Annotated in this window: 13 protein-coding genes and 3 pseudogenes; 9 read left to right on the forward strand and 7 right to left on the reverse strand. The window is 41.6% G+C overall.

Features of this window, described 5'->3' with window-relative positions:
- Positions 1-42: 42 nt before the first annotated feature.
- Together RMY63_RS24935 and purT are read left to right on the forward strand one after the other, a co-directional pair.
- A pseudogene (locus tag RMY63_RS24935) lies at positions 43-453 on the forward strand (pentapeptide repeat-containing protein); the annotation flags it as partial.
- Positions 454-518: 65 nt separating this feature from the next.
- The gene (gene purT, locus RMY63_RS24940) at positions 519-1,682 is read left to right on the forward strand and encodes a formate-dependent phosphoribosylglycinamide formyltransferase (protein WP_322731287.1); all 1,164 of its coding nucleotides are present in this window, start codon (positions 519-521) and stop codon (positions 1,680-1,682) included.
- A 208-nt stretch (positions 1,683-1,890) separates the two neighbouring features.
- On the opposite strand, the gene RMY63_RS24945 is transcribed toward purT, so the two are convergent.
- Positions 1,891-2,214: a CVNH domain-containing protein gene (locus RMY63_RS24945; protein WP_322731288.1), complete on the reverse strand. Its 324-nt coding sequence runs from the start codon at positions 2,212-2,214 to the stop codon at positions 1,891-1,893.
- Positions 2,215-2,601: 387 nt separating this feature from the next.
- Complete coding sequence (locus RMY63_RS24950) at positions 2,602-3,963, reverse strand: serine hydrolase (RefSeq protein WP_416212548.1); 1,362 nt, start codon at positions 3,961-3,963, stop codon at positions 2,602-2,604.
- Positions 3,964-4,218: 255 nt separating this feature from the next.
- Between RMY63_RS24950 and RMY63_RS24955 the strand changes: the two genes are divergently transcribed.
- A complete protein-coding gene (locus RMY63_RS24955) occupies positions 4,219-5,169 on the forward strand; it encodes a hypothetical protein (RefSeq protein WP_322731290.1) in 951 nt (316 codons plus the stop codon).
- 248 nt (positions 5,170-5,417) lie between these two features.
- Positions 5,418-5,807: a hypothetical protein gene (locus RMY63_RS24960; protein WP_322731291.1), complete on the forward strand. Its 390-nt coding sequence runs from the start codon at positions 5,418-5,420 to the stop codon at positions 5,805-5,807.
- Here RMY63_RS24960 and crtH read toward each other — a convergent pair whose 3' ends face one another.
- Entirely contained in the window at positions 5,808-7,319 is a 1,512-nt protein-coding gene (gene crtH / locus RMY63_RS24965; RefSeq protein ID WP_322731292.1) for a carotenoid isomerase, read from the reverse strand.
- A 495-nt stretch (positions 7,320-7,814) separates the two neighbouring features.
- Here crtH and upp point away from each other — a divergent pair, with 495 nt between their 5' ends.
- The 3 genes from upp to RMY63_RS24980 all read left to right on the forward strand — a co-directional run bounded on the left by upp (position 7,815) and on the right by RMY63_RS24980 (position 9,293).
- Positions 7,815-8,465 carry a uracil phosphoribosyltransferase gene (gene upp / locus RMY63_RS24970; protein ID WP_322731293.1) on the forward strand — a complete coding sequence of 217 codons (651 nt, stop codon included), beginning with the start codon at positions 7,815-7,817 and terminating at the stop codon, positions 8,463-8,465.
- Positions 8,466-8,540: 75 nt separating this feature from the next.
- Positions 8,541-8,894, forward strand: coding sequence for a hypothetical protein (locus RMY63_RS24975; RefSeq protein WP_322731294.1), 354 nt, complete (start codon positions 8,541-8,543; stop codon positions 8,892-8,894).
- Between the two features lie 129 nt (positions 8,895-9,023).
- Positions 9,024-9,293, forward strand: a complete 270-nt coding sequence (locus RMY63_RS24980; protein WP_322731295.1) for a YggT family protein — start codon at positions 9,024-9,026, stop codon at positions 9,291-9,293.
- 85 nt (positions 9,294-9,378) lie between these two features.
- On the opposite strand, the gene RMY63_RS24985 is transcribed toward RMY63_RS24980, so the two are convergent.
- Together RMY63_RS24985 and RMY63_RS24990 are read right to left on the reverse strand one after the other, a co-directional pair.
- Positions 9,379-9,810, reverse strand: a complete 432-nt coding sequence (locus RMY63_RS24985) for a biotin carboxylase (RefSeq protein WP_322731296.1) — start codon at positions 9,808-9,810, stop codon at positions 9,379-9,381.
- 134 nt (positions 9,811-9,944) lie between these two features.
- Positions 9,945-10,142, reverse strand: a pseudogene (locus RMY63_RS24990) (IS701 family transposase); the annotation flags it as partial.
- 268 nt (positions 10,143-10,410) lie between these two features.
- On the opposite strand from RMY63_RS24990, the gene RMY63_RS24995 reads away from it, so the two are divergent.
- Positions 10,411-11,085, forward strand: a complete 675-nt coding sequence (locus tag RMY63_RS24995) for a hypothetical protein (RefSeq protein WP_322731297.1) — start codon at positions 10,411-10,413, stop codon at positions 11,083-11,085.
- A gap of 34 nt (positions 11,086-11,119) precedes the next feature.
- Positions 11,120-12,757, forward strand: a complete 1,638-nt coding sequence (locus RMY63_RS25000; protein WP_322731298.1) for a PQQ-binding-like beta-propeller repeat protein — start codon at positions 11,120-11,122, stop codon at positions 12,755-12,757.
- 154 nt (positions 12,758-12,911) lie between these two features.
- Here RMY63_RS25000 and RMY63_RS25005 read toward each other — a convergent pair whose 3' ends face one another.
- Together RMY63_RS25005 and RMY63_RS25010 are read right to left on the reverse strand one after the other, a co-directional pair.
- On the reverse strand, positions 12,912-13,115 hold the full coding sequence (locus tag RMY63_RS25005) for a Uma2 family endonuclease (protein ID WP_322731353.1): 204 nt from the start codon (positions 13,113-13,115) through the stop codon (positions 12,912-12,914).
- A gap of 87 nt (positions 13,116-13,202) precedes the next feature.
- Positions 13,203-13,307, reverse strand: a pseudogene (locus RMY63_RS25010) (Uma2 family endonuclease); the annotation flags it as partial.
- Between the last annotated feature and the right edge of the window lie 60 nt (positions 13,308-13,367).

Genomic DNA, 13,367 nt, shown 5'->3' on the forward strand with positions numbered 1-13,367 from the left:
TGCTGGTAAAGCATTATAATCTATTTTCGCCTTTTGTTTTGTTTAAGTCCCGTTAAGCAACTGGGTATAGCTCGTTATGATTTTTTAACAAAAATACAACTAAATGAAGCAAATATCATCTGTATGATGCGATTTTTTAAATATCCCAGTCAGCTAAAGTTTCCTAATCTTATGGGAGCAGATTTATCTGATTTAATTTTAGATGGTACTAACTTCATCCGAGGAAATTTGTCAGAAGCAAATCTACATGGTAGTAGTTTAGTAAATGCAGACCTTTTATTTGCAAATTTTACGAAAGCCGATTTGAGAAATGCAGATTTACGAGGTGCAACTCTGAACGAGACTATTTGGTTAGAGACTCTAGTCGATAAATGTCAGCTTGGCGTAGGTATTGGTTTAAATAATCTACAACGTCAAGATTTACAACTACGCAAAGCTATATTTAATTCTTGAGAAGTTAGTAATGAAAATACAAAAAATTATAAAATGATTGAATTGATATTGACCTGGATAAGTTAATGAGTATTAAGTTGCCCCAAAAATTGATGCTGCTGGGTTCAGGAGAACTAGGCAAAGAATTCGTGATCGCGGCTCAACGTCTTGGTAATTATGTGATTGCCGTTGACCGCTACACCAATGCTCCGGCGATGCAGGTTGCTGATGCTTATGAAGTTATTTCTATGCTCAGTGCTGATGATTTAGAAGCGGTAGTGACAAAACATCAGCCAGATATTATTATACCAGAAATTGAAGCAATCAGAACAGAAAAACTTTTGGAATTTGAACAGCGAGGGATTACAGTTATACCGACTGCGGCTGCTACTAACTATACAATGAACCGCGATAGAATTCGGGAACTGGCACATCAACAATTGGGCATCAGAACAGCTAAATATGGTTATGCAACAACTCTAGAAGAATTAATTGCAGTTTCGGATGAAATTGGCTTTCCTAATGTTGTTAAACCTGTGATGTCATCCTCTGGTAAAGGTCAATCTGTAGTGCAAAATAAAAGTGAGGTTGAGAGGGCTTGGAATTATGCGATCGCTAATTCTAGAGGAGACAGTCAAAAGCTGATTGTAGAAGAATTTATTAACTTTGAAATTGAGATAACTTTACTGACAATTAAACAGTGGAATGCACCGACAATTTTCTGCTCTCCCATTGGTCATCGCCAAGAAAGAGGCGATTATCAAGAATCGTGGCAACCCGCAGAAATTTCTGAAGATAAAATATTAAAATCCCAAGAAATAGCTATAAAAATCACTGATGCTTTAGGAGGAGCCGGAATTTTTGGTGTTGAATTTTTCATTACCAAAGATGAAGTAATTTTTTCGGAACTTTCTCCTAGACCTCACGATACGGGAATGGTGACATTAATCTCCCAAAATATCAATGAATTTGAACTACATCTACGAGCTATTTTAGACTTGCCAATTCCTTATATAGAACAGCTAGCAGCATCAGCTAGTGCGGTAATTTTAGCTTCAGAAAAATCTGATTCTATTGCTTTTAGTGGTGTAGCCGATGCTTTGTCGGAAAAAGATGTAGATATTAAATTATTTGGTAAACCTAATGCTCATCCATATCGGCGAATGGGCGTAGCTTTAGCGAAAGGTGTTAATGTCCAAGAGGCTAGGGAAAAGGCTACAAAAGCAGCCAATAAAATTAAATTGATCTAATTTTTTGTACTAGAAAGTAGTGACCTGCTATCTAGAATTGAGGAATAACTCTCAGCAATAGATTGTACAAGTCACCACTTTTGATTTGCTCTTGAAAGGGTGTATTTTAAATTTTGCAAGGATACTGTTATCTACAAACTGAGGTTATAGTTTTTTGCATCCTTTGATAAAATGTTCGATCCTCGTAAGCTAATGGAAATAAAACTAATTAAGGGCTACCTGTGTACTCTAGGTTACCATCAATGTTTTCAATTCCATTTAAGACTATTGAGCTTTTGTTCCAAGAACCATCGCGTCTACGGCAATTGGCTGAGAGTCTATCTCCATCAATAGAAATGTCATTAGAACTCAATTGATAACTACTAGCTTGGTCAGGGTTAGTAACTTCTAAGTTGCCATCAATGTTTTCAATCCCCTTCAAGGCTATTGAGGTTTCATTCCAAGAAGAACCATCGCGCCTTTGACAAGTGGCTGAAAGTCTATCTCCATCAATAGAGATGTTTTTGCAAGTCAATTGATAACTGCTACCCATTTGTTTATACTCCTTTGATTAAGTACAACTTCAAGCCACATATGTTATACTTATATGTGGCTCTGATTTTTCGCAACAAAGCCATCAAAAGAAACACAGCCTGATCTATTTGAATAAGAGGTTTCTGGCAAAACCCCCTATTCAAATAGATGTATCTTTGCTGGCTTTTAGTATTCTACACTACGATTTTTTTTGAGAATAAATATATTTAAGAAGTTTTATTAATGATTTTTAAAACTTTACGATGATTTTCGGACGTGCAAAGTACCTAATATTTCTCTAATAACAAATAAATCCCAGATAAATACTAATAAAAAAGCATTTGTATTTATCTGGAATTGCAGACTTGGTATTTGTATAAATAACCAAGTCTGACGATCGCATCTCTTATCTTGTAGCACTCTCAGGCGAATTAAGCGCAGCAACTGGATTCGGCTGATTTAGGTAATTGTAAACAAGTTGGGAAACTTGACGAATAAAGTCTCTCCCCCTAGTGTCTTTATAGGGACGGGTGACGAAAATAGCGGCCAAATAGCGCTTACCATTGGGCATAGTAATAAATCCCGCATCACCGATGAGAAAGCCGATATCTCCGGTTTTGTTGGCGATAACTGCACCTTTCCCCAAACCGGCGGGAAGCAGTGTATGAATTGTGGTGTGACGCAGAATATCTAAAGCTTGCTCCCGACTTTGTAAAGAAATTAGCTTGTTATTTACAACTAAAGCCAGCACTCGCGCCATATCTTGAGAACTTGTGGTATTGGTTCCTCTCAAGTCAGCTAAAAGATGGCGAATTACTGTGTCTTTCAGTCCCCAACTACGGAAGCGCTGATTTAGTTTCGCCGCTCCACCTAAGCGATCAATAATCATGTTGGTGGCGGTATTATCGCTAATGGTAATCATCTTAGTAATGGTTTCCAAAGCTGTGTACTTCTTCCCAACTCGCTCATATTGCATACTTCCAGAACCATTGGTAACTAAGTCACGCCGCATCGTCAGGTTTTCCTGAAGCGTGACTTTACCAGCATCTAAATCCTGGAAAAAGGCGATGAGTATTGGTAGTTTGATTGTACTAGCAGCTGGGAAAACGCGATCGCCTCCAATATCCAAATAATCCCCAGTATCCAAATCCAGAAAAAACATTCCTGTTTTCAGAAAACTGTAGCGACTCATCAAGGCTTTAATTTGAGGTTCCAGCACTTTCATCGGTGAATGCATCGGAATCACGCCAGCAAAGAGAGTGCTATTATCATTCACTCTTGGAGAAATACTCGGAGTTATCTCTAAATATTGCGGCTGGGTTGCAGTCAATCGTATTGGCTTGGGTAACTGCACAGACCAATGATTGGGAGATTCTTCTTGCAGTTGTACCTGTGCTAAATCAAAGGTGTAACCGGGTGCTAAAGTAACTACCATGCGGGTAGTCTCTGCATTAAACTGCTCGATGCGAATGTCTTTAATTACTGGCCCGACTCTTTGACTAGTCTGTGGATATCCTAATGTAACTCCAGACAAATCAATTACCAGACGAGTCGGGTTGGTAAGTAGTTGTACCTTCGGTTGAACGTTCTCATCTGTGGTGAAGTCCAGATGATTACGATTGCTATCAAAATGCCAATTTGCGATGGCTACGCCCGCCGCAGGCATCGCACCATTAGCTTTAACAGTGGAGCCAAACAGGATCAAGCTTAAGAAACTGGGTAGAAGCCAGCTAAATTTTACAATGTTTTCTTTGTGTGTGAGTAGCATCAGCGATCGCTTTGTGTGTGAGGAAGACTCTGGAACGAACAAAAGCCGCCCACCATTAAAGCACATTATAAAAAGTTTTGTAAATTATGCGTTTACACGCAAAAGCATCTGTTACAACAAGTATTTAATTTAATCAGTATATAAGTATTCCGTAATCAAAAATTTAATTCAGACGCAATTAGCTTTTTTTTCATTTTTATACTGAATTATTTCATGGTGTAAATAAGTAATAACTTTATCTGGACACAGCTAAGTATGTCTATGAGGGTTTCCCATATCCAGAAATTCAGCTTATGGAAATTTTGTATAGTAGCCTGTACTATCAGTTTCACCATCAGCGGTTGTACGCCTGAAAAACGAGCGATGCTGCGAGTAACTGCCGAGACTTTTCGCAATCGAACAGCTGATGCTATTACATCGGTGAAGAAAATTTACCAACTGAATAATTTACCTATAGATGATAATTTAGTTGTCGATCAATTACTAACTGATACCAGTATTGAATTCGGAATTCCTACAGAAGTAAACAGCATTATCACCGGAGAAAGTCAGCAAAATCTCCAGTCATCAGATGTCGAGCAAACACTTGACGCTTTGAAAGCAGAATATGATATAGCCGTTGATGTATTTAACAATCTGGAAACAATTGATTATGAAAGTAAAAGGATAGTTGCTCAAACTGCCCAGCCAGCAAGATGTCTAACAGTAAAAATGCTACTTTTAGCCAAAAGAATTCAGGAAAGACCACCAAGACCAATGGATTGGGAACGGGTAATCATTAGTTCCAAGCTAAAGGATCTCGGTGAACGATATAGAAAGTTAAGTATATCTTCACAACCAGAAGCAGAAGAAATTAAGCGTCAAGTTATTGAAAAGATAGATGATTGGCGAAAGGTTAATGCTGCTGAACAACAAAGTTTGAATGAATCTGTCTCGAAACTTTTGGCAGCAGCTGACACTGGGCGAAAACTTTCAGAACTTATTGACGACTATCCTAATCTTAATTTTGAAGTTATTGCTGCTAGAGTTACTCAGATTGTTGGGGTAGCTACCAGTTTCACTGGTAACGACTACAGTTTAAGACTCACAAAGATTAGCACTCTTGAAAGAGAAGTTAAGAAAGATGAAGTTTTAAAGGAATTCATGAAAGAAATATCTTTTAGAAACAGACATTTGCAACCATTAAACTCTCAATTATGCCAATAATTTTTAGGATACAACTAGTCATGAATCATGTTAAAAACTTAACTGAATATATAAAACTACTATTTGATTTTTGAAAAGATACGTAGGGGAGCCAGTTGCGGAGGTTCCCTCCGTTGTAGCAACTGGCGTTGCGTTAGCGCAGAAAGTACGGCACCGAATCCTTAAGAATGGTGCGTTACGCAAAACGCTAACGCACCCTACAAATACCTAACTTTGTTCAAAAATCAAACCGGATTCCTATATAAATAATGTCCACCAATAATATTTTAGATACTTTTGCAGAAATAATTTCTCAGCTTAAAGAAATTAATAGCAATCAAATCGACTTAGAACAACTCAATAATACAGAAGAAAAATTACAAGATATTCTTTTTCAGCTTAATTTTGAACTTATTAACGCCCAACGTCAAAAAAATTGGGAAAAAGTCAACAAGTCTAAGTTAGCGGTTAGCGAATGCAAACTTACTCTCGATCAGGTAAGAGCAGCAATTATAAATGTTAGTATCATCGGCGTCAATCAAAAAAATCTGGCACAAATGCAGAAAATATTAGAGGAAATTGAGACTGCACGTCAAACTCAGGTAAATATAGATTTGGCTATTCGTTTACTAGGTTTTTTGCGTAATCTGTTCCTGTAATTAAAATCCTAAATCTACGGCAATGCGGTGGGCGCAAGCAAACCCAGAAAAAGCGACTGCATTCAACCCTTGACCCGGAAAGGTACTATCCCCTACACAATAAAGTCCTGAAATAGCTGTGCGATTAAAGGGCATATTCAATAACCCCCACAACTTACGCCGGGGAATTGGCCCATAAGTGCCATCCTCACGACCCAAAAAGCGGCGATGGGTGCGCGGTGTCCCCACTTCTAAATAATCCAATCCGGCATCTAAACCAGGAAAAAGCTTCTCTAGGCGGTCAATAATTCGCCAAGCAACCTCTTCTTTCTTAGCTTCATACTCACTCGGAGAAAGTTCTTGCCAATCATCAATCCAGTGAGGCGTGAAGGCATGAATGATGTGATATCCATTTGGTGCTAAATCTGGGTCAAGCAATGTAGGAATCGAAACAAACACCGTGCCTTCTGCTGCTGTCATCTTTTCCCAGTCTTCCAGCAAAATATGGTGACACTCTGTCCCCACAGGTAAAACTGACTCCTTTACCCCGATGTGCAAACTCAAGAAGCTTGGAGATTTTTGGTAGGTTTGTTGCCATTTTTTCTCATTATCTGGCATTTCTTCTGCTGGTAGTAATTGTGTAAATGTATCCCAGCGTGTAGCATTAGAAACTATGCGTTTACCCCGATATACTTTACCATTCGCCAGTTGCACACCTACCGCTTTTCCCTGTTCTGTAAGAATTTTCGTGACTCTAGCTTGGTACTGAATCTTACCTCCAGCCTTCTCTAGACCTTCCACCAGTTTTTGGGCAATTTGTCCGACTCCGCCTTTGGGATAGTTAACTCCGCCATAATGCCTGTCAGAAAAGACCATTCCAGCATTAATCATTGGTGTCATGTCTGATGGAACCACCGACCAGCAATAACATTCCATATCGATAAATTTCAATAATTGCGGGTCTTTGATGTAACGCCGCGCCACATCCCCGGCATTTTGGGGTAGATACTTAGCTAAACCGAGACACGCCAAAGGATGCTGGAAAAATACCCGAAGTAAATACCGAGGTTCTTCCAACGACAGCAAATCCATGCTGTTGAGACACTTGAATACTTTTTGGCATTCGTCATAAAAGCGACGAATCCCTTGTTCTTCATGGCGAAAATGAGCAGTAAGATTTTGCAAAAATTTTTCATAAACCCGGTCAACCTTCAAGTCTAAACCTTGGGGTAGATGATAGTGAATCTGTACCGGATCTGCGATCGCTTCTTGACTGACATTTACACTTGATAATGCACGGGTGAGTAAGTTGGTAGTACCGTTCTGTCCCAGTCCAAAAATCATTGATGCGCCAACATCAAATCGATAGCCTTGGCGTTCAAAATAACCAGCACTACCACCGGGAATCAAATAACGTTCCAGTACCAGCACTTTCGCTCCCTTCGCCGCTAACTGGGTCGCTGTTACTAATCCGCCAATCCCAGACCCAATTACGATTGCGTCATTTGTCATTTGTCCTTTGTTATTTGTCATTTGTCATTTGTCCTTTGTTATTTGTCTAGAGTCAATCAATATTTACCAAGGGGACTTAAACATTTTTAAGGCACAAACAATCCTCAAACCCATACAGGGCAAGAAAAATACACCAAATGCTCAAAAATGCTTGAAACCCAGATATATCAAGAAACTAGAAAAAACGATGTCAAAGTCTCTCTATATATAAATTTGAGGTTTGTTTCTGGCTACTTTTTGTCTAAGTCCCACTAATGACCAATGACCAATGACCAATGACTAATCAAAAAAAAGAGGGACGAGCCTGCTACTGCTGGCTAATCCCGTCTGCCGATCCTTAAAAGAGAGGAGAACACTTTATAAGAATATAGCCTTGATTGAGAATTAATGTCAACTACTAATGAAAGATTTTATCAATAAAATTGAGATTGTTAATTTTAAGCTGTCAGCCGGATGCAGGAAAGAGTATTATGGTGTTTCAGTTCTTATACAATAAAAAGGCGCCTATTTCTGGCTATGACGCTACAATTGCGCGTTTATGTTCCACCCCATCCCCTGATCAAGCACTGGCTAGCAGTTGCCCGTGATGCAGGCACGCCTTCAGTATTGTTTCGCAGTGCCATGACTGAGTTGGGAAGATGGCTGACTTATGAAGCTGCACGAGACTGGTTGCCGACTCAAGAAACAGCAGTACAGAGTCCCTTAGATACCTGTCTGGCAACGGTGATTGATCCGCAAGTGCCTATGGCAGTAGTGCCGATTCTGCGGGCTGGGCTAGGATTACTAGAGGGAGCGCAGACTTTACTGCCTTTAGCATCGATTTATCACCTTGGCTTGGCGCGAGATGAAGAGACACTGCAACCTCATTGTTATCTGAACAAGTTACCAGAAAAATTTGACCCCCAAACACGAGTGTTAGTTACCGATCCAATGTTGGCAACCGGAGGGTCAATTATGGCGGCAATGGCAGAATTGACACAACGGGGTGCTGACCCAGCCCTGACGCGGATTGTTTGTGTAGTAGCGGCTCCACCAGCTTTGCAAAAACTGAGTGAAGCTTATCCAGGTTTAATAATTTACACCGCTACTATTGACGAAAAACTAGACAACAAGGGATATATTGTACCGGGATTAGGAGATGCAGGCGATCGCATCTTTGGGACTTAAGTTAGTATGCAGCTAGGGTAGGAAAATAGCATAACTACTGTAAAAGTTGCAAGGTTTGTTGAAGGCGGTAAAGATATGAGTCAGCGAGATAGTTTTGGCAGTGGTTTTGTAGCAGGGGCATTTGTTGGTGGTGTATTTGGCGGTGTTATCGGGGCACTGATTGCTTCTCGGCGCGAGCCAGAATTGCTAGTAGAAGAGGAGACAGAACTGACAGATAGCCAAGCCGAAGCTAAGAAAATAGCAGCAAAGCGGCGTCAGATGAAAGCCTCAGAAAGTGAAAGCATCGGCATAGAAACGGCGAGGCGATCGCTAGAAGATAAAATTGCCCAGTTAAATGCCACAATTGATGAAGTGCGAAAGCAACTGGGAAATGTTAATGGCGGTTCACCCCAAGCAACCAATGACCGCTCCCTCACTAAAGACTCCTGAAGTTTGTTCAGGCGTGGTGAAAGTGTCAAGTGTGGTAAACGTGAAATCCGCAAAAACTTTTGACTTTGGACTAAATTAAAATTAAAAGATGAGACCGCGTTTGACACCTAGTAGGAAACAAAGCTATCCATGAGTTTACTGATTACGACACTAATTACCTTTGTCACCTTTTATAGCTATTTGCTAATTATCCGGGTTTTGCTAACCTGGTTCCCGACAATCAACTGGTATAACCAGCCATTTGCCGCTTTAGCCCAGATAACCGATCCTTATCTGAATCTATTCCGCTCAATTATTCCCCCATTGGGCGGTATGGATTTTTCGCCGATCTTAGCTTTTTTAGCACTCAATGTAGTTAGTGGGCTTCTGAGTGCCATTCCATCTAACCTGCCCTTATAGAAAGATTTTAATTACTACCTTGGTAAAGAATTGTGTAGAGACGTTAAGTATACAAGCGTCTCTACAATTTTTTACGAATTACGAATTACTTACGCACTTGACCACTAAACCCGGCAGCCTTGAACTGTTTTAGCTTCAACGGAGTAGGCTGATTCGCAGGTACGGAAATTCTCAATTCAAAATCGCTAATACCTGGTGGTACCTCGGTAATAGAGCCTAAGCGAGTGCGGTTTTGCATCACCGAGTCATTATTGGCATCATAGATACGTCCAAAAATATCTGCGTCGTAGACTGTTTTATTAGTGCCATTTTCTGCTTTGCCAACGACAAGAAAACAATTGGCAGCTGCGCTACCACTACTGATAACAGCGCCTTGTGCTAGTTCTGGTGGACAATCTTTATAAGAGACATCAAATAGTTTAATCTGTGTCAGGGCTACAGCTGGGGGAATAATCACCCACGATAAAAAGGTAATGAGATATGAAACAAAAACGACCGTGAGTGAACGCAACCGCATAAAAGACCCCGTGATTTAGTTCAATAATTATTAACTGATAACCTCAGCTTACAACATACCCCTACTCTCTATTCTCTACTTCCTTGATTAATTCGCCACTGCAAATACCTGTTCTACTATCAGTAGACCGAAAAGTGTAATGGTTGATGATTATCTAGCCCTACAATTTTCGCTATTTCCGATAGAGTTTTACCTTTTATATTAGAAACACATTCCAGATGTAGGTGTTTAAAAGCTTCAAAACTTCTAACCTCTGGAAACAGGTTTTGAGAAATTTGACAGTACTCGTCAATAAATTTGACTGTGGGTATTGGTTGACGAGGCTCTACCATAGCACAGATAACAGTTCTAGCGTTTGTCCTTAATTATACTTCTGCCAGAGTGACAAAAGCCTCCGAGGAAGCGATGTCTGACGACAAGCCGCAAGCATCTACGCATTCCCAATGGATGTAAAGAAACATTTCTGTTTTTTAGAAGAGGGTTAAGTGTTGTATCAATGCGTAATATAAGTCCTAGTATGCTATCAGCACCGATAAAAGAAAAAGGAATTCTGTGAATACTTATATGTTTTTATGCAAAGCGAACATCATAGGCATGAACATGATTCTGGTCGCAGGGCTTGGGATTGCAAGTGCGGAGGCGGCTACAATCAATTTTGACACTGATGCCAGTGATAACCCAATAAATGCGCTGGATTTGTTTGTAAACACAACTCGCCTTGCTGACTTGTATGCTCCCTTAGGAGTAGACTTTAGCGGTTCAGGTGGGAACGACGGTGGAGTGATTCTAAATCAATCTGGTAACTTTGACATAGACGCACGAAGCGGCTTGAACTTTTTGGTATTCAATCGAGATGCCAGACTGTCAGACGGTGGTGTTCCGACAGACCCCGAAACGATTACTTTCAACACACTACTCAATAGTGTCTCTATTTTCGCCGCTAGTGCAAACGACACTGCCACTTTTACACTAGAGGCATTTGACAGGAATAATTTACTGGTAGGGAGCAACACTATTACAACGCAACCTTCAACTTATAGTCAGTTGAGTGTCTCCTCGGCTTCTGGCAACATCAGTCGGATTGTCCTTACCTCAAGAGACGATAACTACTTTGTCTATGATGATCTTTCCTTCACTCCGGTTCCCGAACCTTCTTCTGTGTTGGGCACATTAACCTTTGGTGTTTTAGGTACAAGTTATATGCTGAAACACAAATTGAAAAAGCAGAAGTCAGTCAGTACAATTCGCAATTCGCAATTCGCAATTCGCAATTAATGCCCGTTCGGCAATCATAAAAGAGGTAATGACAGTGATTAGAAAGTATTCATTTTGGAAATGGGCGATCGTAATCGTTACCGTGGCAGCACTCCTGATCGTACCGACGATTGGTAATGGTACCAATATAAACAGTGAGTGGAGATTGGGTGGCCAGAACTTAAACAATACCCGCAATCAAGCGACTGAGAGATACCTCAAACCAGAGAACGTAGCGAATTTGTCCCCCAAATGGGTTTTCACTACAGGTGGCGACATTTCAGCGACGCCCGCAGTCGTAAATGGAGCTGTATACTTGCCTGACTGGGCTGGAAACTTGTTCAAGATCGATGCACAGACGGGTGCCCAGATTTGGTCAGATACTATCGCCAACTACATTAGTGACCCAAGTATCCCACCAGCGAGCTCGGGGACACCCTACTCAACTATCCCAATAGCGATGTCGCGCACAAGTCCGGCAGTCAAAGGGAACAAAGTGATTATCGGCAGCCAGGGAGGTGCTTACCTGATGGCAATTAACAAAGATACGGGCAAGCTAATCTGGAAGACAAAACTTGACTCTCATCCAACCGCCATTATCACTCAATCGCCAACGATTTATGGCAACCGTGTATACGTCGGGGTTGCCTCACTGGAGGAGGGAGAGGCTTTCGTAAATCCAAATTACCAATGCTGCACCTTCCGTGGCAGCATGACATCAGTTGATTTGACCACCGGAAAGATATTGTGGAAGACCTACACCGTACCAGACAACGGTGGCCAACTGGGTGGCTACTCAGGCGCATCAGTGTGGGGCAGTACACCAGCAATCGACCCCAAGCGAAATTCGGTATATATTGCAACAGGCAATAACAACGATGTGCCCCAGACGGCAAAAGATTGCATCGCCAATCTAAGAGCACCAACGCCCAGCGATGAGTCGCAATGCCTCGATCCCAACAATCATGTTGACGCGATCATGGCACTCGATCTCGATACCGGCGCGATTAAGTGGTCGAATAAGCTGGAGGGTTACGATACGTGGACTGTTTCCTGCCAGTTTGGCATTGCGCGGAATTGCCCTGACCCTAAAGGAGAGGATTATGATTTCGCCCAGGCACCAATGCTATTTACTGTTACGAAGGCTGGAATACGGCGCGACTTAGTCGGCGCTGGGCAGAAAAGTGGTGTCTTTTGGGCGCTTGACCCGGATAGCGGCCAAGTCGTCTGGAGCCAAATCGTTGGCCCTGGTGGCACAACGGGTGGAATCCAGTGGGGTTCGGCCACGGATGGTCAACAAATTTATGTCGCGATCGTAAACACCCAATCCCAGGAGTACAAGCTACAACCGTCGGGTAAGACTATCACAAGTGGGTCATGGAGTGCGCTTAATGCAGCAACAGGCAAGATTATCTGGCAGACTGCGGACCCAGCAGGTGCGAAGGATGAAGCTCCAGTGACGGTAGCGAATGGAGTGGTGTATGCTGGCTCAATGGCATCAGCGCAAGGCGCGAATAATATGTATACATTGGACGCAAAGACTGGTAAGATTCTCTGGGATTTTAATAGCGGGGGGTCAGTGGTTGCAGGTGCTGCAGTGGTTAATGGTACGGTGTATTGGGGTTCCGGCTACAGCCGCTACGGCAAAGGCGTGTCTAATAATAAGCTATACGCATTTACAGTCTCCAAATAGAGAGCAGTAGACCGCAACTATGGGGTAGTCTGCGAAGTTTGTTTACCATCTGGCTGATTTTGGTTGATTCTTCGGACTTGTCAATAAGTGAATCTTATCATTCATCCCAGGCAATCAGGTTTTGTAAATTTCCCCAAAAGCGGTATATATACTACTATTTTTTGGTGTTCGCAAAACTTTTCGGTCTACTGACTATCAATTCCCAATCAGGTACTATATCTGATGCAATGGTCGCCGCACCCTTCAAGACCGTATCTTCATATTGTCCCTCGACCCACTTGCAAACGGTGATTTGTTTTAACTCAGGATCAACAATCCAGTATTCAGTAATGCCTCTAGAGACTTCCAGAGAATAAATTACCTAATTTATTCAGATGATATTTTTCTTTTCCCCCTGCTCCCCTGCCTACACAACGATTGATTATTTTTTTATTGGAAGTCCCCTAGCTGCGTATTCCGTGCGCTTGTAACGGTAATCGCGGCTGCGGTTCTCAGTTTAGGGACTGACGACTTCAACCACCAGCGCAGGCGGGGGCATATCGCTGGTAATCAGAATGTCTATATTTAACTACAGGGTGATTGGAGACTTGAGTTTAACATTTGTAATAAT

The sequence above is a fragment of the Nostoc sp. ChiQUE01b genome (genome assembly GCF_034531255.1).
GTDB lineage: Bacteria > Cyanobacteriota > Cyanobacteriia > Cyanobacteriales > Nostocaceae > Nostoc.